Raw genomic sequence first — 17,950 nt, 5'->3', positions numbered from 1 at the left:
GGCGGGAGGTTGGCGGCGGTGGCGGACGAACAACAGCTCAAGCAGCGACTCGCGGCGTTGCGCATCGAGCGCGCATCCCGTTCGCTCATGCCGCAAGTCAGGGAGACCAAGGCGGGTCGGCCTGGGACTCGCACACGCCCGATCTGGATCGCGGCGTGTCTGGCACTCGTGGCGTCCTCGGTGGGGTTGGGGGTGAGGTACTTCCGCGACGGAGCTCGCTCTTCGAGCGAGGCTCGGGCTGCAGCTAGCGTTCCGGTTGCGTCACCCACGCCCGTCGCAGCGAGCGCATGGGTGGCCGCGGCACGCGTCGAAGCCACGCGGCAGGTACGTCTGAGCGCGCGCGTCACGGCGCCGATCGTCCGAGTCCATGTGCGAGAAGGTCAGCGGGTGCAGGTTGGGGACCCGTTGATCGATCTGGACGGCAGCTGGGCAGAACAAGACGCCGTCGTTGCCAAGGCAGAGGCGCGGGCCAACCGCGCGAAGCTCGCGGTGCGACAGGCAGAGCAAGCAGAGGTCGAGCGTCGCCTGGCGCAAGAGGCGCGGCTGGTGAAGAGCGCCGTCTTGAGCCTTGAGACGCTGCGCCAGCGCCGTGCAGAACGCGTGCAGTTGCTGAAAAATATCCGAGCAGAAAAGCTCGAGCTGCAGGCGAATGAAGCGCGGACCGTCAGAGTCGAACTCGAACGCGACGCCTACGCTCTCCGCGCACCGTTCGACGCTGTCGTCGCGGCCCCGCCGGCAGGCGTGGGGCAATTGGTGGGCCCGATGCAGGAGCCGGTGATCGAGCTCTACGACGTTCACTCCCTGCGGGTCGTGGCCGACGTGGCTGAGGCGAGGCTTGCGCGAGTCACGCTCGGCCAGCGCTGCACGGTCAGTCTGGACGCGGCCCCGGAAGCTCAGGTGCAGGCAGAGGTCGAACGCCTGGCCCCCCGTCTGGATCGTGCGAAGGCGACCCTCGCGGTCTACCTGCGAGTCACGAGCCGAGAGCTCGAACTTCGACCCTCCATGGCGGGGCGGGTCGAATGCAATGAAGGAGTTCCCCGATGACGCAAACAGAGCTACTCACCCCCAAAAATTCAGGCGGCGTAGGCGACACAGACGTAGCGGAGAGCCTGATACGAATCCGTGGGGTAACTAAAGAGTACGTGCGCGGCAGCGAGGTCGTGAAGGTGCTTCGCGGCATCGACCTCGACATCCCGCGGGGCGCTTTCGAGGCGCTCATGGGACCTTCGGGATCGGGCAAGTCGACCCTGTTGAACCTGATCTCCGGTCTGGACCGGCCGACTCAAGGCAGCGTCGAAGTGGCCGGTACCGCGCTCGAACGCCTGGGGGACGCAGCGCTCGCGGCTTGGCGCTCACGAGAGCTCGGCATCGTGTTTCAGACTTACAACCTGCTGCCGGTGCTCAACGCGGTGGAGAACGTCGAGCTGCCTCTGTTGTTGACACCGGTTCCGCGCAAGGACCGCAGGGGGCGCGCGGAGCTGGCGCTCGAGATCGTTGGCCTCAGCGACCGGGCGCGGCACCTCCCAAGCGAGCTTTCTGGCGGTCAACAACAGCGCGTCGCGATCGCACGGGCCATCGTACACGACCCGGTGTTGCTGGTCGCCGACGAGCCAACGGGCGACCTCGACCGCAAGAGCGCCGATGAGATCTTGGCGTTGTTCCAGGCGCTGAACGAAGAGCTGGGCAAGACGATAGTGATGGTCACCCATGACCCAGCGGCGGCGGAGTGCGCCCGCGCGGTGCGTCGCTTGGACAAGGGAGTGCTGACATGAGCTCAAGCATCAGTCTGTGGCGCGTCGCTTTGCGCAACGTGACCCGGAACAAGGCCCGCTTCAGCATGACGTTGCTGGCTGTTTGTATTTCCGTGCTGATATTCATGACTCTGGACACCGCCAAGCGCTCCTGGGACAGCGCGAAAGAAGTCTCGCGGCAGGATAGGTTGGTCACGCGGCACAAGGTCACCTTCGTGCTCTCATTGCCGAAACGCTACGTCTCGCGCCTCACGGAAGCGAAAGGCGGGGACGGAGCGCCACTGGTGCAGCGGGTTACGTACGCGGTTTGGTTTGGGGGCCGCGAGCCGAACCACGAGCACGAGTTCTTTCAGTCGGTCGCGGTGGACGCGGAGAGCTATTTCGACGTGTACGAAGAGGTCGAGCTCAGCCCTGAAGCGCTGAGCGACTTTCGTCAGAACCTGGATGCCGCGATCATCGGCGAAGGGCTCGCGCGCAAGCTGGGATTGAAGGTGGGGGACAGCGTGAGCTTGCAGAGCCCGATCTATCCGAGCGCCGATGGCAACCCGTGGTCTTTCCGTGTGGCGGGCGTGTATGGCTCGCGCTCGCGAGCGGTGGACACCCAGAGCTTCGTGTTTCGTTATGAGCGACTGAACGAAGCACTACCCGCGAGGGATCGCGACCAGGTTGGGTGGCTCGTCAGTCGCACGCCGCCCGGTGCAGATCCTCAAGCAACGGCGAGGGCTGTCGACTCGCTTTTCGCCGACTCGGACGTGCAGACCCTGACCCAGGATGAGCGCGCCTTCGTTTCTGGCTTTCTTGGCATGGTGTCTACGGTGCTCGATGTCGTTACGGTGTTGTCTTACGCGATCCTGGTGATTGTGCTGCTCGTGCTGGCGAATGCCATGGGTCTTTCCGTGCGGGAGCGAATTCGGGAATACGCGAGCCTCAGGGCGCTCGGCTTCAGCCCAGGCGATGTGTTGAGACTGATCTTGCTCGAAGCAATCTACTTGTCCTTGATTGGCGTGAGCGTCGGCATCGCCGTGGCGCTGGTCATCATCGACTTCGGGATCGGGCAGTTCTTCGAGCAGAACATGTCTCAGTTCTTTCCGATATTTGAGGTGCGCCCCGCGACGCTGCTGGGGGCTGGCGTGCTGTCCGTGTTGCTGGGGTTGCTCGCCGGGCTGGTTCCCGCGTGGTCCAGTTCCAGGCTTCCAGTCGGGGCGGCTCTGAGTCGGGTGAGTTGACTCAACGTGTTGACGATTAGATCCGTGTGGTAACGAGCAGGGAGAAGAATCATGGTTGCGATCCTGTACAATTTGCGCAGCTTGTTCGTGCGTCGGCTGACCTCCTTGGCAACGCTGGGTGGCGTCGCGTTGGTGACCTTCGTCTTGGCAGGCGCGCTGATGCTGGCGCGTGGGGCGGAACGCGCAATGTCCAGCGGGGGGCGTGAGGATGTGGCTATCGTCTTGCGCTCCGGAAGCGACTCTGAGCTTGCGTCGAGCGTGGATACTGCCGCAGTTCAGGCCCTGCGCGCGGCGCCCGGCGTCGCGGCGCCGTGGGGTGAACCCAACGTGAGCCCTGAGCTGGTGAGCGTGATCGCCTTGCAGAAGACGGACGAGAGCGGCATCAGCAACCTCACCGTGCGTGGAGTGGGGGAGCGAGCCTTCGGGTTGCGCCCAACCCTTAGTCTTGTTTCCGGGCGGTTTCCTCGACCTGGTAGCGACGAAGCGATCGTCGGTCAACGGGTGGTCGGTCACTTCGAAGGCCTCGAGGTTCAACCCGATGGGGTTGGGGGGGAGGTGCTCCTGGGCAAGAATCGACCGGTTCACGTCGTTGGAGTGTTTCGCGCTCCAGGAGACTCTGCTGAGTCGGAGCTGTGGGTCGACTTGGAGACCGCGCGCGCAGCCTTCGGCCGAACCGGTTTGGCGTCGTCGGTGCGTGTCGAGCTGAGTTCCGCGAGCGAACTTGGAGCCTTTCGCGAGGCAGTCGAGAGCGACCGCCGCCTCGGTCTGGATGTGACCTCGGAGGCGCTGTTTCTGGAGGCTCAGGCCAGCGGTTTGTCGAGCTTCATCCGCGTGCTCGGCACGCTGGTATCGGCGATGTTCGCGATCGCCGCGATGCTTGGCGCCGCGATCACGATGCACGGGGCGGTAGCCTCGCGCTCGCGAGAAATTGGCACCCTGCGGGCGCTCGGTTTTTCGCGTGGAAAAATATTGGCTGGGTTTCTACTCGAGTCGTGCGCGCTGACCCTAGGCGGGGCGACGCTCGGCGTCGTGTGTGCTCTGCCTTTGAAATGGGTGGAAGTTTCCATGATGAACCAGAGCAGCTGGTCGGAGGTGGTGTTTGGTTTCGACCCCTCGTTCGGTGTGCTTTTTCAAGCGCTGGTCTTCGGCGCCGCGATGGGGCTGGTCGGAGGGATTGCCCCGGCGCTCCGTGCGGCGTGGCTGCGGCCGTTGGACGCTCTCAGGGCGTGAAGCTTTCGAACCGAACGGCCTACCGTTCGACGTCGCGCGGTTGGCCAGTACCGCGGGAATCGGAGTAGAGCGAGACTCAGACTCTGGCTTTCTGATAGGAGGGCAATTTCATTTTCTCCCCCCTCCATCGGAGTGCTTCATGTCTAAACGATCCTTCGCGTTGGTCACCCTGGGTACTGTCCTGAGCATCGCCGCATGCAGCGCGTCGGGCGGCAGCGAGAAGAAGGTTGGTGGGAGCGGTGCCAGCTCGGGTAGTGCGGGCGATGGTGGCAGTTCCGCTGGGGGCACCAGCCAAGGCGGCACCATCGGCGTCGGCGGCGGGGGGTACGACGCTGACCTCGGACCGAAGGTCACGCTGCGCGGCACGATCTGGAGTCCGGGCGCTGACCTTCCCTCCACTTCCGTGGAGAACCGCTTTCCGATCCCTGGCGCCGCCGTGATGGCGTTCGCGAATGCGCCGAGTCCGTTGCCTCAAGCACTCTACTGCAATGAGTGCGTCGAGATCGCCAGCGGCGTCCCGAACGTGCTGGCCAACCCGGTAGACGGCACGTTTGAGCTCGATCTGGCGCCCGGCACCTGGTTCTTGACGATCCAAAAGGGTGAGTTCCGCCGTGTTCGCCAAATCCAGGTGGTGGACGACGGTTCTGGCGTGATGGATCTGGAGCCTACGGATCCGAGCGCGGCAAAGCCCGAGATCACCACGCTGCCCCATCACACCGAGCTAGGCCTCGGAGACAACATCCCCAAGGTGGCGATCGTCGACGGAGCGTATGAGGACCAAGAGCCGATGTGGTCCGCGCTCGGGTTCGACTACGGGAACGAGATCAAGCTCTACGAAACCGACTACCTGTCTTCTGACGCGGTAGACACGCTGATGAACGACTACGCCCAGCTCAGCCAGTACAACCTGATCGTGTTTCCGTGCGGTGCGGATATGCCGACCGGTGGCAGCGTAAAGCAGAACCTCGAGCGCTACGTACGCGAGGGCGGCAAGTTGTACATTGACGACTTCAGCTACGACTACGCGGAGCAGGTGTGGCCCGACTTCCTGTCTTACTTCGTTCGCGGTGACGGTTTTGGTGGGCAGACCGACGCTATCTGTGGAGACGGCAGCAGCACCTCGCCTGGCACTTGTAACGACTGGGATAGCTCGTACGACTTCATCGGAATCCCTGGGGATCCAGACTTCGCCGGTTGGCTTGCGCTACCCAGCGTGAACCCCAGTGGTACCATCCAGCTCGAGGGAGCTTGGAACAGCATCTACGCTCTCGGTGAGGGACAGATTGGTGTCGATGACACCGGCGCACCGGTCAGGGCCAAGCCGAAGGTCTGGATGAGCGGTGACACACCCGCGCCGCAGACCGAGAATCCCGCGACGGTGTCCTGGGACTACCACTGCGGAAAAGTGCTGTTCACGGTTTACCACACCCACACGGAAGACAGCAGCGGCAGCTATCAGCTGGCCTTGCAGGAGAAGATCATGATGTATCTCATCATGGAAATTCAGACCTGCTCGGATGCGCCGGTGGTCAAGTAGGCGGACGTCGCCGCGCTCCTGGTCTTTTGGTCGTTGATTGATCGACGGCGGAACAATCTGTGCTTCCGCCCATGGATCCTCTCGCCTCGGTGTTCGTATAACCAAGGTTGCGGGAGGGTCCGACGATGCGATTTGCAGGATTGGTGGGGTGGTCCCTGGTAGGTGCGGCGGCTACCAGCGTTTGTACGTGGCTTTGGGCTCCCGTGGACGCAACCGCGAGCGCTGCCGAGCAGGCGGCGCAGTCTGATGCGTTCGTCGCTCCCCCCGAGGTGGTCGAGCTCAAGGGACCGCTCCAAGTGCAGGCTCGATTTGGGCAGCGGGTGTTGCCAGCAGGACAGTCTTCGTCGACCCAACTGCTGATCGAAGTCAGCCCAGAAGATCGACCTGGCGTGGACACCTCTTTGCCTCTCGACGTCGCGCTGGTCATCGACCGATCGGGGTCGATGAAGGGCAAGCGCATTACCCAGGCGTTGTCGGCCGCGCGGCGTTTGGTCAGCGAGCTGCGGGACGGGGACCGCTTGACCGTGATCGCTTACGACGTCTCCGCGGAACAGATCCTCGCGCCGACCCGCATTGACGTTGATGGGCGACGCCGTGCCGAGACGGCGCTGGCGAGCATCCAGACCCACGGCGACACGTGCATCTCCTGCGGCCTCGAGAGCGCGCTTGGCTTGCTCAAGTCGAGCGTTGGCAGCGTGCCCCATGTGCTGCTCTTGAGCGATGGCGAGGCCAATCGGGGTTTGACCAAGCTTGACGATCTGCGTCAGCTCGGCGTGCGCGCGAAGCTCGACAACGTCTCCATCAGCAGTATCGGTGTGGATGTCGACTACGACGAGCGGGTGCTCTCCGAGCTGGCCGCTGCTTCCGACGGGCGACACCACTTCGTCAAGGACGCGACGGAACTCGCCTCGGTTTTCCAGAAGGAGTTTGCGGAGCTCGTCACCGCGCGGGCACTGGAGAGCGAACTGGTGCTCAATTTGCCAGAGGGGGTGAGGGTGACCCAGGTGTACGACCGCGCAGTGCAACAACAGGGGCAGACCCTGCGGGTGCCCCTCGGGACCTTCACCGCTGGGGACAAGAAGACCTTGTTGCTCGACCTGGCACTGGACGGAGCCGAGCCCGGAGAGCTGAGTCAGATCGGGATCGATCTCTCAGCTAAAATTCCCCAGGGCAAATCACGGGTGCCTCTCAAGTCTCACCTCGATGTCGGCGTCAAGTTCACCGATCAGGAGGCGCAGCTGACCTCGATGGACCCCATCGTCAACGAGCGCATGCAGCGGACTCATACCCTGGGGGCGCTGCGGCAGGCAGGCGAGGCTTACAAGGACGGCAACCTCGGTGAAGCAGAGAAGAAGCTCGACAGCGCCTTGGCCGCGGTCGCGTCGGCCGCAGCGGCGCCAAACGCCGACCCCGAAGCCAAGAGTCGACTGAAGAAGCAAGAGCAGGATATCAAGAAGACCAAGACCGGATTGCGCAACGCGAGGGCCAGAGCGTGTGCATGCGCCCCGGAGGATCTGATGTGCGCCATGAATTGCTCAGCGAAGCCCGGGTCGGGTGAGAAAGCCGCCGCCAAGCGCATGGAAGAGGTCGCGAATCCGTACTCACGCTGAGACGCTAGAGACGCCCTGCAGTCGTTTCCGCGCAGATTCGTCGCCGGCGCGGCCAAAGACCATCGGTCCGGAGCTTGGGCGGTCGCGCTAGTGGCTAAAAAATAGGGGTTTGGGCTCAACCTCAACATTTGTTGAGGTGCTCAGCCCTTGTGGAAGCTTGGGCTCCAACGCATCGTCAATGGGACCGGCAGCACGCCGGCACCACACGAAAGGTAGCGTATGAAGCCCAGGTCTCAGTCTTCCCTGTCCAACCTCGAGTTCCCCTGGAAGCGGCTAGTTGGGGTGGTCTTGATCGCCGCGCCGTCCTCACTGGTTGGCTGTAGCAGCGATGGTGGGGGCGACGGTACTGGAGGTAGCTCCAGCGCGGGAACAGGGGGACAAGGCGGCAGCGCTAGCGGCGCGACCGGCGGATCAGGCGCTAGCGGTGGCTTGGGCGGCTCGGGTGCGACGGGCGGCTCGGGTGCGACGGGCGGCTCGGGTGCGACGGGCGGCTCGGGTGCGACGGGCGGCTCCGCGGGGAATCAAACTGGAGGCGCAGGCGGCGCGACCGGTGGCTCCGGCGGAGGCTCGGGCACAGGCGGCACTGCCGGTGTCGGCGGTAGCAATGCGGGCGCGGGTGGAACAGGCGGAGCTGCTGGCTCGGCTGGCGCTGCGGGCTCGGCTGGAGCTGCGGGCACTGGAGGCAGCAGTGGCGGCACCGGTGGTTCCGCGGGGACAGGCGGCGCTGCGGGGACAGGAGGCGCTTCCGGTTGTAGCGTGGGGGCGAATCCACCCTTGAACCTCGCGCTGGCGGCTACCGCTACGAGCAACTCGACCTACAGCGGTTACAGCCCGAGCAAAGTCAACGATGGCGATACGTCATCGGCACTAGGCGGTACCAACAGCTGGTCCAACGAAAACGGAGGATTGCCCGCTTGGGTGCAGCTGGACTTCGGCAGCGCAAAGCGCTTCGGCGAGGTCGTGATCTTCACCACGCAAGGCTACGAGATCGCGGACTACGAAGTTCAGTACTACGACGGTTCGGTGTGGAAGACGCTCGCCGCGGTAACGGCCAACACGGAAACGGTGATCTACTCCACCTTCGAGGCCGTGACGGCGCAGCTAGTACGGGTGTACGCGACGAAGGGACCGACGAACCAGCCAGCGTTCGCGCGCATCAACGAGCTGCAAGTGTTCGACAACCAGGCGCTAGATGCGACAGTCACTGCGAGCTCCACCGAACAGCTGTATTCCGTCGACAAGGCGCACGATGGGAGCCGCAGTGTTGTGCTCGGTTACCAGAACAGCTGGAGCAGTGGCCCGGTGACGCCTGCGTGGCTCGAGTTTGACTTCGGCGCTTGTCACGAGTTCAGTCGCGTGGAGCTTTTCACGTCGGAGAACTACCCGCTCAGGGACTACGACCTAGAGTTCTGGAATGGTTCCGCGTGGCAAGCCTTCGAGACCGTCACGGGCAATACGGAGCTTCACAATACCTACGACTTCCCGACGATCGCCACCGAAAAGGTGCGCGTCTACGGTAAGAGCGGACCGAATCACCAGCCGAACTACCTGCGCGTGAACGAGCTGGAGATCTTCTAGCGAAGTGCTCGATGGTACCGGACTGCGCTAGGCCGGCCGCATGCTAGCGCTGCATCACGCGGGCTAGCGCCAGTGCCTGCCCGACTGCCTGTCGACTCAAGCCGCTGTGCTCAGCGATGCGTTCGACGGTTGGCCGCTCGTGTCCGCTCGCCTTCAGCTCGCGGGCGGCCACCAATACTGCTCGCAATTGGACTACCGCGCTGCCGGTTTCCCGAGTGTCCACCTGGCGCCCCGCGCTTTCGAGGGCGTCAATTAAGGCTTCGATTTCCGCGTGGGTGATGTTCATGGCACCTACGGCTTCGCCAATCGCGTCGAGGGGGACCAGCGCTTGACCCTCGCTCTCGCTCAGTAGCCGTTCGAGGATGACCTTCAGATCCGGGCGCATCGGGGCAGGCTAACCACGAAGGGGCTGGCGCACCTCCGCGGCGGCGCGTCGTGCGAATCGTTTGCACGATTCGTTCGGATCATTCAGATGGTCAGGAGACGTGGATCCCGTCAGAGTGGGAGCATCGGAGGGTGCTTATGACGGACTTGAAGCGGGATCAGGCGTTGAATGACTGGGCGTGGGTGCAGAGCGGGCGCCTGCAAGGGCGATGTCTCGCGCTTTTGGTTGCAGCCGGCCTGGTGGGCTGCGGCGGCGAAGCGATGGGGGACTTGGGAACTGGGGGCACTGGTGGTGTCGGCGGTTCAGCCGGTTCTGGCGCCTCCGGCGGCCAGGGTGGATCGACGCAGGGCGGATCGACGCAAGGTGGCCAGGCTGGTACCGCGCAAGGCGGCCAAGCAGGTACTGCGCAAGGCGGCCAAGCGGGCACCGCCCAAGGTGGCCAAGCAGGTACCGCGCAAGGCGGCCAAGCAGGTACCGCGCAGGGCGGCCAAGGGGGCTCGAGCTTTGGCGGCGCAGCTGGCGCTGGTGGTACTCCGGCCTTCAGCGTCGAGGGAGAGGTCGTATGCGACTTCTGTGGCACTTGGGTTACCTGCTGGGACCCCTCGGTGGTGCCAGGCGGGGACGGCGCCACTCTGGACGAGAACGGTTGCCCCGACTGGCTCGACACGACCCGTACACCGAATTTCTGCCAGGATAACTGGATTGACTACTGGCCCGACGCGGCGCCGTTCAACGGCAGCTGCTGCTACCAGTCGATGTACGCGTGTGGCGGCGGACGGCCATTCGTTGTGAGTGACGAAGCAAGGGTAGCTCCGGTCGTTCCGCGCGGAGACTGGATTGGTGAGGGTGAGCCTTGCGCCGCTGGCGTGCCTTTGGGTGTGGCCGCCCGGCTGGTGCAACACTGGATCGACGACGCACAGATGGAGCACGCTTCCGTGGCGGCGTTCGCCCGTCTGACGCTCGAACTGATGGCGTTCGGGGCTCCGAGTGACCTGGTCCGCGACTCCCAGATCGCCGGGTTGGACGAACAGCGTCATGCTGAGTTGTGTTTCCGTATGGCATCTAGGTTTGCCGGCGTGAAGCTCGGTCCGGGACCGCTCTCGCTCGACGGTGCGCTCTCGAAGCGGGGGCTCACGGATTTCGCTTGGTGCACCTTCGTCGAAGGCTGCCTGGGCGAGAGTATGGCTGCGTTGATCGCAGAAGCGGGGGCGGAGCTCGCGCAGGATGGGGAGACGAAGCAGGTGCTGAGCGGCATTGCGGCGGACGAATCCCGTCACGCGGAGCTCGCCTGGAGAGTCGTGGCTTGGGTGCTCGCGGAGCTCGAGCCCGAAGCGCGCTCCGTCCTCCTACACCGGATGCAAGACGAGACGCGGTTGCAGCTCCGTCGGCTCGAGGACTCTGCAAACGGCGTTCAACTTGGTACCTCTACGGAGGACCTCGCCGCGTACGGTCGCGTTTCCCCAACGCAACAGCTTGGCTTGCGTCGCGCTGCGCTAGAACGCGCAGTGCTCCCGTGTATTGCTGCGCTGCTTGGGGAAAATCAGCTGCGCGCTGCCTAGAACGCACCTGTTGCTACGACGTGGGCGGTTGTGTGCGTCAAGCTGTTGGCGCACCTGCCCGCTCGCGTAGGGCAGCGCTCGGTCATCGCTTCGCCCCCTAGACTAAAGCTCTGCCTCGCCACGTCGTACTGCCGGGTTCAATGATCTGCGTTCGGACCTGCCACTCACTTGGAGCGAGGTGAGGGTTGTGGGGATCTCCAGGAGGCGGCTGCTGAGCCAAGGTGTCTTGGCCGGCCTCGCTTTGTGCGCTCCGCGCTGGGCGCTCGCCCAGTCGATTCGTGTTCCCATCGACTTGCAGGTGAAGCTGCTCGCGAAGGTCGCCCCCTACGATCGTCACTTCAAGGCGCGCATCGATGATCGGGTGGAGGTGCTCGTGGTACGGCGCTCGGAGGATGCCCTCTCCAAGCGAACCAGCGGCGAGATGGCGCGAGAGCTGGGGAAGCTTGATGACATAGCTGGGCATCCCATCCGGGTGCGAGTCCACGACTTCGAAAAGGCCAGCGAGTTGCGGTCGATTGTCGTGAATGAGCGGATTGCCATCGTCTACTTTGCGCCGGGCTTGCGCGGCGTGCTGAAGGACGTCGCTTCGGAGCTGGATGGGAGCGACGTACTCTCGGTAGCTAGTGTTGCGTCCGACGTTCCTGGTCTCGTGTTGGGCTTTGACCTCGTGTCGAGCAAGCCCAAGATGCTACTCGACCTTCCCCAGTCCAAACGTCAGAACGTCGCCTTCGAGACGAAGGTGCTCAAGCTCATGAAGGTGTACCGATGAGCCGCTTTGCGCATTTCGCCGGCAGCGCGTTTGCACTCCTCTTGTTGAGTTCGCCAAGAGCAAGAGCGGAAGAACTGAGCGACCTCGAAGGCCTGCTGGAGGAAAAGGTCGTGACCAGCGCATCCCAGTCGTCCCAGACTGCACGAGCGGCTCCTGCGACCAGCATCACGATCACGGCGGAGCAGCTCGAGCGCTACGGGATCCGCACGATCGATGAAGCGATTCGTTTCCTCGCGGTAGGTGCGACAGCCAACGAGACCGGTGCGCAAAGCGACTTCGGAGCCCGCGGAGTGTTGATTCACTCCGATGGAAACAAACACGTCCTGATCCTGGTCGATGGTCACACCACGAACGAACAAGTTTCTGGTTTTGGGCGGCTGGACCGCGCGATTGGCGTACCGATTGAGCTCGTTGATCACATCGAGGTGATCCTGGGCCCGGGCTCGGTGCTGTATGGCAGTAGCGCCATGCTGGCGGTGATCAACGTGGTGACCAAGCGCGCGGAGGACCACAACGGGTTTTTCGTGGGGGCGGAGAGTGAACCGTTTTCGTTCTACCGTGGAACGTTGGGGGTCGGTCGCAAGCTCAAGCTGTTCGGCGACGATGCCTCGTTCACGCTTCAGGTGGAGGGCTATCGATTCCACGAACCCATTGACTTGCCGCGGGTCAACGCCGGTCTCGACGCGGTCAACGGTCAGCCGATCCTCTGGGGTGGCACCTGGGAGCACAACGAGTTCACCGGCGCCAGCGCCTACGGCAAGCTCGATATCGGTCGCTTCCGCTTCACGCTGCGCAGCGGCATGAACGATCGCAACCACCCGCTCGTGCTTACTGACTTCGACAACCCAGAGCAAGGCGATCGAGATCGCTGGCTCTCTCTCGACGCGAGCTACCGGCACGCAGTGAGCAGCCGCGTGGAGTTGGGGGTTCGCCTCTTCGGTGACTCCACTGATGAACAGTACGACCAGCGCAGCAGCTTCCCCCAGTACTGCTTGCCTGGACAGATCTCCGGCTGCGATACCGCAATCAAGGGACGAGCCATTTCCGCGGGGACTGAGCTTCAGGCGCGGTTCGATTGGCTGGGTGACGGCAGCTTGAAGACCTTGGTCGGCACTGACGTGCGAGCGCGTCAGGTGGGCTTCTCAGTCGACACCGTGGATCACGACAGTCAGTCGAACCCAGGGACCCTGGCCTACTACGACGAGTTCGAGCAGACCCTCGGTGTCTACGCGCAACACGAAGTCGAGCTAGGGGAGGCCTGGTCCGTCAATGGTGGCGCACGCTTCGACACGGCGCCGAACTTCGACCCGGCCGTCTCCCCGCGCTTTGCTGTGGCCTTCGCCAGCTGGCCCGGTGCGACGCTGAAAGCTGTCTACAGCCGAGCCTTCCGTGCGCCCAACACCTCGGAGCGAGCGTTCGAGCACCCGTTGTACGCAATCCGCGCGGATGATCTCGAGGCGGAGACGGTCACCTCCGTGGAAGCAAGCTACGAGCAACGCTTTGGGACCCAGCGCTTGGTGCTCAACGTGTTTCGCTCTCAGTGGGAGAACTTCGTACGCCTGAGTCGTCCCAGCGCAGCGGATGAGGCGGCCGCCAAGGCAGATGGGCGGCTCCTGCCGTTTGCGCCGACAGCGCTCCAGTACCGGAACGACGCCGAGATCGACGGCTACGGGCTGGTCGCGGCGTTCGACGGTTCGCTGGCTTCAGGAGCGCTGCGCTATGGGGCGAGCGCGACGTTCTCCCACACACGGCAGCTCACCGGCGCCTCGAGTGACAGAAAGTCGCTGCCTGCTTCGCCGGAGATCTTCGGCAACGCCAACGTCAGCTACGCGTTCGGTGACGAGCTGCCGACCGTCGGCGTCGCGGGACACTACGTGGCGGCCTCCCCCGTGTTCGGCGTCGCCGAAGAGACTTACCCAGAGCGACCGGAAGGGCGCCCTCGACTGGTGGGGCGCTTGGCCCTGAGCGGCGCGATGCCTGGTGTGAGCGGCCTGAACTACCGCGCGTACGTCCAAGGCGCGATCGGGGATGAGGCGCCCATCACCGTGAGCCCGGTGAACTCGCGCACCGCCGCAAACCCTGATCCTGTCGTGCTGCCCCTGGAGACGTTCCGTACGGGCGTCGGCCTCGACTACAACCTGCCTTGGTGACGAGATGAGAGCCTTACCCGTACTAGCTTTGGTTTTGTGCTTCCTCGGCGCTTCTGGGTGTCTGCAGATCGAACGCGTGCCTGGAGCAGAGGCTAACTCCGCAGGCGGTTCCGCCGGGCAACCCGGGGATGGTGGGCTGGCTGGCGATGCGGCTGACTATGACGCGGGCGCCTGTCCCAATACGTGCATGGATCTGCACCCCGGGGCTCGGACGCTGTTTCAGACCATGGCCGCGTGCATTGGTCCCGCGCCAGAGGGGCAATGCACGGAGGCATGCACGGACGGCGCTTCCGGAAATACTGAGCCCAGCTGCACGACTCTTGGCGTTTTTGACCCCCGACCGACCTGCAACGCCTGCGTGAAGGACCTGTGTTGCGATGCGCTGACGGCCTGTCTCGCCGACCCTGAGTGTTTCCAGACGTCGCTTTGTGCGTCGAAGTGTCCGTAGTCTTTTATTGCCGTGGGGTAACGGATGTCTGACCCTCACCCCCAAACCCGAAGCAAGCGTCAGGCGTCGGGGCGTTTGCGGCGCTCGAGGCGCTCTTGCTGCCGGCGCTTGCCAGCTTCCCAGCGATGGTGATCCTCGTCGGTCTCGAGGAGCAGCGGTGGCACCTCGGTTGGCTTACCCTCGTCGTCGATCGCGACGTAGACCAGGTGTGCGGTGTTGGTGTGAGTCACCTCTCCGCGGATCGGATCCTCTGCGTTCACGTGCACGGTGACTTCAATTGCTGAGCGGCTGATGAAGTTGATGTACGCCTCGCAGCACAGCACCTCACCCACCTCGACGGCGCTCTGAAAGGTCATCGAGTCGATGGCCACCGTCACGCAGGGACGTTGGGCGTGGCGCATGGCGCAGATCCCGCCGGACTCGTCGACGAGCTTCATGATCAGGCCGCCGTGGACCTTCCCCCAGGCGTTGGCATGCTCTGGGAGCATCAGCTGCTGCACGCTGACCTGTGAGACTCGCGGGCTTTTTCCGGGTTTGTCGCTCATCGGGCCGGAAACGTATGCGGGATTTGGGTTTGCCACCAGCCACCCTGTGCTACGCGTGCCGCGCGCGAGGCATGGATCTCGTTTATCTCATCGTCTTGGTCAGCCCGCTGATCTTCGTGCACGAACTGGGGCACTTCCTATTTGCGAAGGCCTTTGGCGTGAAGGTGATCACCTTCAGCCTCGGTTTCGGGCCGAAGATCCTTCGAATTCGCGGGCGTGAGACCGAATACTGCATCGGATTGATTCCGCTGGGCGGATACGTCCGCATGCTCGAGGCAACCAAGAACGACATCGTCTTGCCCGAGGATCGGAAGCGCACCTTCGAGTCCCTGGCGCTGTACAAGCGGATCCTCGTCGTACTTGCCGGGCCGGTGATGAACCTGGTGTTCCCGGTGCTGCTGTACTTCTCCGTCTACGTGAGCAGCGGGCCCTTCCTACCGCCGACGGTTGGCGTGGTGCTGCCGGGGCATGCGGCGGAAGGCAAGCTGCTGCCAGGGGATCGCATCATGGCGATCAACGGCGAAGAGGTCGGCACCTTCGACGAGATCAAGCGCATCATCCACGACAACCCGGGCAAGCCGCTGCGCTTCAAGATTTTCCGTGACAATAAGCACACGGAAGTCGAGGTGACCGCAGAGGAGACCCTCGAGCGCCGTGAACTCGATATGGTCGAGCGCTACGGTACCGTGGGGATAGGACCCAGCGCTCCAGCGGCGGTGATTGGCGTCCCAGAACCTGGTTCACCGGCACATCGCGCGGGGCTAAGGACCTTCGACCTCGTGACCCACGTCGCGGGCAAGCCGGTGCGACGCTACATGGACCTCGAGCTCGCGCTCAGCGAGACCAGCGAGCAGACGGTCCCCATCACGTACATGCGCCCGGTGGATGTTCCGAATGCGCTGGGTGGCTTGGCTGATATGGCGGTGTACGAAGCCGGTGTCGTCGCCCTCACCCCGGATCCGAACGGAACCGATGTGCTGAGCAAGACCGGCATCGAATCGGCGGATTTGTACGCCGCTTACGTGCCGGAGGACAGCTACCTGCACAAGGCTGGCTTGAGACCGGGCGACAAGATCGTGCGCCTGGACGGGGAACCGGTCCCCGCCTGGTCGAGCTTTCGTGAGCGAGTGCTCGCACAGCCCAATCAGCCGCACCGCATCGAGTACCTGTCGGCGCGTGATGGTCGCGCGGCATCCGGCACGTTCCAGATGCGGCGTGAGGACTTCACCGACGAGCATGGGCAGACGTTCGCGCGCTACGTGTTGCGCGTGAAGCACTGGACCCCTTACTCACCTGAAGATCGGGTGGAGCATCCACGGCCCATCCAATACGCCTTCAGCAAGGCGGTCGATGAGACGGTGAAGGTCGCCCGTTTCACGGTGGTGGCGATGGTGCGCTTGGTTCAGGGACGCATCAGCTTCAAGAGCCTGTCAGGACCGATCACGATCTACGAAGTCGCAGGCCAAGAGCGCCGCAAGGGCACCGACTACTTCATCTGGGTGATGGCTTTCTTGAGCATCAACTTGGGGTTGATCAACCTGCTGCCGATCCCGGTGCTCGACGGTGGCCACCTACTGTTCTTCACCCTGGAAGGCATCATGCGCAAGCCGGTGCCGCTACGCGTCCGCGAGGTGGCTCACATTTTCGGCATGGGGGTGCTCTTGCTCTTGCTTGCAGTCGCGTTCAAGAACGACGTAGAGAAGCGTTGGGACGTGATCGCTGGGCACGTGAAAGAGTTGGTAGGTTAGCTTGGGCAAGTCGGGAAAACCTGCGGCTGGCGATAAGTTACCGCGCGGTAATAAAGCGCCGGGAGGCAATACTGCGCCGCGAGGTAGTGCTGCGCCGCGCGGCGCGCAGCGTAGGCTGCCGAGCGCCCGTGACGTGGCCGCTCGGGTGTTGGAGCGCGTGCTGAAGGACTCGGCGTTCGCGTCTGCGGCGCTCGATGCGGAGCTCGCACGCTCGGAGGAGCTGGGGCCTCGCGATCGGGCCCTTGCCACGGAGCTCGTATATGGCTCCCTGCGCACTCGGGCGGCTCTCGAGGCGCGCATCGCACGCCTCGCAAAGAAGCTCGACCCGAAGGACTACGTGTTGAAGAGCCAGTTGCTCTTGGCGGGTTACCAGCTGCTCCTGTTGGACCGAGTGCCGGCTCACGCGGTGGTTGATCACGCGGTGGAGGCCATCAAGCGCGCGCGCGGGCCTCGCGTGGCGGGTTTCGTCAATGCGGTGCTGCGGCGCTTGAGCGCCGAGGGCAAACTGGACGCGGGTGACGCTGCGCTCGCTTCGCTTCCCCCATGGCTGAAATCGGCGCTAGAAGCCGCGTTGCCGGGGGAAGAGGTGCGCGCACTGGTGTCCCCCTCAGCGGGCGACGGCGCTGGTCCCCTTGGGATCCGTGTGCGCGTCGGCACCGAAGAAGCTCAACTTCCTGAATGGCTGCGCGAGGTTCCGCGGGGAAATTGGTCTCCCTTGGCGCGACGCCCAGGCAGCGTGGGGGACCCGCGGCGCCTCGAGGGCTACGGCGAAGGCGCGTTCGTAGTCCAGGAAGAGGGCGCGCAAGTCATTGCGCTTGCCGTCGGCGCGAAGCCCGGCATGCGCGTGCTCGACACCTGCGCGGGGCGCGGTCAGAAGACGACCCTCATCGCGGACCAGCTCGCGGCTGACGGAAGCTCGGCGCTGGTCGCGTGTGACCTTCATGGCAGCAAGCTCAAGGCGCTCAAACAAGAGCTCAAGCGCCTGCGGTTGCCGGACATCGAGACCCACGCGGTTGACTTCAGCTTGGGTGCTGGCGATCTAACCGGGCCCTTCGATCGCGTCCTCGTCGACGCCCCCTGCACTGGGACTGGTACTCTGCGTCGCCGCCCGGAGATCGCCTTACGCCTGACCGCGGAGGACCCCACGCGTATGGCCGAGCTTCAAGCGAGCATCGTGCGCCAGGCCGCGAGCCTGCTGGCGCCACAGGGCCGCTTGATCTTCGCGGTGTGCAGTGTGTTGCCGGAAGAGTGCGAAGGCGTGCTCGAGCGGGTGAGTGATGTGCTCGAACCAGCGCCCTTCGACGCGTCAGAGCTTGCTTGGCTCAGCGCGGACTGCACTCAACTGCGGCTGCTGCCGGGGGAGCACGGCACCGACGGATACTTCCTCGCGTGTTTGCGCAAGAGAGCGTGAGGC

15 protein-coding genes are annotated in these 17,950 nt (G+C 64.0%); 13 read left to right on the top strand and 2 right to left on the bottom strand.

The window, feature by feature from the left end:
- Nucleotides 1–18: 18 nt before the first annotated feature.
- The 7 genes from H6718_30315 to H6718_30285 all read left to right on the top strand — a co-directional run bounded on the left by H6718_30315 (nt 19) and on the right by H6718_30285 (nt 8,932).
- Nucleotides 19–1,044: an efflux RND transporter periplasmic adaptor subunit gene (locus tag H6718_30315; GenBank protein ID MCB9589748.1), complete on the top strand. Its 1,026-nt coding sequence runs from the start codon at nt 19–21 to the stop codon at nt 1,042–1,044.
- Nucleotides 1,041–1,772: an ABC transporter ATP-binding protein gene (locus H6718_30310; protein ID MCB9589747.1), complete on the top strand. Its 732-nt coding sequence runs from the start codon at nt 1,041–1,043 to the stop codon at nt 1,770–1,772. Before H6718_30315 ends, H6718_30310 begins: the two co-directional genes overlap by 4 nt.
- Entirely contained in the window at nt 1,769–2,977 is a 1,209-nt protein-coding gene (locus H6718_30305) for an FtsX-like permease family protein (GenBank protein ID MCB9589746.1), read from the top strand. The genes H6718_30310 and H6718_30305 overlap by 4 nt, the downstream gene beginning before the upstream one ends.
- A 51-nt stretch (nt 2,978–3,028) precedes the next feature.
- Nucleotides 3,029–4,207 (top strand): ABC transporter permease, encoded by a 1,179-nt coding sequence (locus H6718_30300; GenBank protein MCB9589745.1) that lies wholly within the window; start codon nt 3,029–3,031, stop codon nt 4,205–4,207.
- A 139-nt stretch (nt 4,208–4,346) separates the two neighbouring features.
- Nucleotides 4,347–5,744 (top strand): hypothetical protein, encoded by a 1,398-nt coding sequence (locus H6718_30295; GenBank protein MCB9589744.1) that lies wholly within the window; start codon nt 4,347–4,349, stop codon nt 5,742–5,744.
- Between the two features lie 125 nt (nt 5,745–5,869).
- Nucleotides 5,870–7,354 carry a VWA domain-containing protein gene (locus H6718_30290; protein ID MCB9589743.1) on the top strand — a complete coding sequence of 495 codons (1,485 nt, stop codon included), beginning with the start codon at nt 5,870–5,872 and terminating at the stop codon, nt 7,352–7,354.
- Between the two features lie 219 nt (nt 7,355–7,573).
- Nucleotides 7,574–8,932, top strand: coding sequence for a discoidin domain-containing protein (locus H6718_30285; GenBank protein ID MCB9589742.1), 1,359 nt, complete (start codon nt 7,574–7,576; stop codon nt 8,930–8,932).
- A 43-nt stretch (nt 8,933–8,975) separates the two neighbouring features.
- Here H6718_30285 and H6718_30280 read toward each other — a convergent pair whose 3' ends face one another.
- Nucleotides 8,976–9,317: a hypothetical protein gene (locus tag H6718_30280; protein MCB9589741.1), complete on the bottom strand. Its 342-nt coding sequence runs from the start codon at nt 9,315–9,317 to the stop codon at nt 8,976–8,978.
- Nucleotides 9,318–9,454: 137 nt separating this feature from the next.
- On the opposite strand from H6718_30280, the gene H6718_30275 reads away from it, so the two are divergent.
- From H6718_30275 to H6718_30260, 4 genes are all read left to right on the top strand, one after another.
- Complete coding sequence (locus H6718_30275) at nt 9,455–10,876, top strand: ferritin-like domain-containing protein (protein ID MCB9589740.1); 1,422 nt, start codon at nt 9,455–9,457, stop codon at nt 10,874–10,876.
- Between the two features lie 226 nt (nt 10,877–11,102).
- Entirely contained in the window at nt 11,103–11,645 is a 543-nt protein-coding gene (locus tag H6718_30270) for a DUF4154 domain-containing protein (GenBank protein ID MCB9589739.1), read from the top strand.
- The gene (locus H6718_30265; GenBank protein MCB9589738.1) at nt 11,642–13,795 is read left to right on the top strand and encodes a TonB-dependent receptor; all 2,154 of its coding nucleotides are present in this window, start codon (nt 11,642–11,644) and stop codon (nt 13,793–13,795) included. Before H6718_30270 ends, H6718_30265 begins: the two co-directional genes overlap by 4 nt.
- A gap of 4 nt (nt 13,796–13,799) precedes the next feature.
- Nucleotides 13,800–14,243: a hypothetical protein gene (locus H6718_30260; protein MCB9589737.1), complete on the top strand. Its 444-nt coding sequence runs from the start codon at nt 13,800–13,802 to the stop codon at nt 14,241–14,243.
- A 59-nt stretch (nt 14,244–14,302) separates the two neighbouring features.
- On the opposite strand, the gene H6718_30255 is transcribed toward H6718_30260, so the two are convergent.
- Complete coding sequence (locus H6718_30255; protein ID MCB9589736.1) at nt 14,303–14,788, bottom strand: acyl-CoA thioesterase; 486 nt, start codon at nt 14,786–14,788, stop codon at nt 14,303–14,305.
- Between the two features lie 71 nt (nt 14,789–14,859).
- On the opposite strand from H6718_30255, the gene rseP reads away from it, so the two are divergent.
- Both rseP and H6718_30245 read left to right on the top strand, forming a co-directional pair.
- Nucleotides 14,860–16,536 carry an RIP metalloprotease RseP gene (gene rseP, locus H6718_30250; GenBank protein ID MCB9589735.1) on the top strand — a complete coding sequence of 559 codons (1,677 nt, stop codon included), beginning with the start codon at nt 14,860–14,862 and terminating at the stop codon, nt 16,534–16,536.
- Between the two features lie 133 nt (nt 16,537–16,669).
- Nucleotides 16,670–17,947 carry a Sun protein gene (locus H6718_30245; GenBank protein MCB9589734.1) on the top strand — a complete coding sequence of 426 codons (1,278 nt, stop codon included), beginning with the start codon at nt 16,670–16,672 and terminating at the stop codon, nt 17,945–17,947.
- The last annotated feature ends 3 nt before the right edge of the window (nt 17,948–17,950 follow it).

The organism is Polyangiaceae bacterium, assembly GCA_020633205.1.
GTDB lineage: Bacteria > Myxococcota_A > Polyangia > Polyangiales > Polyangiaceae > JAHBVY01.
Note: the sequence above shows the minus strand (reverse complement) of the source record. Positions and strands in the feature narration are given on the sequence as shown.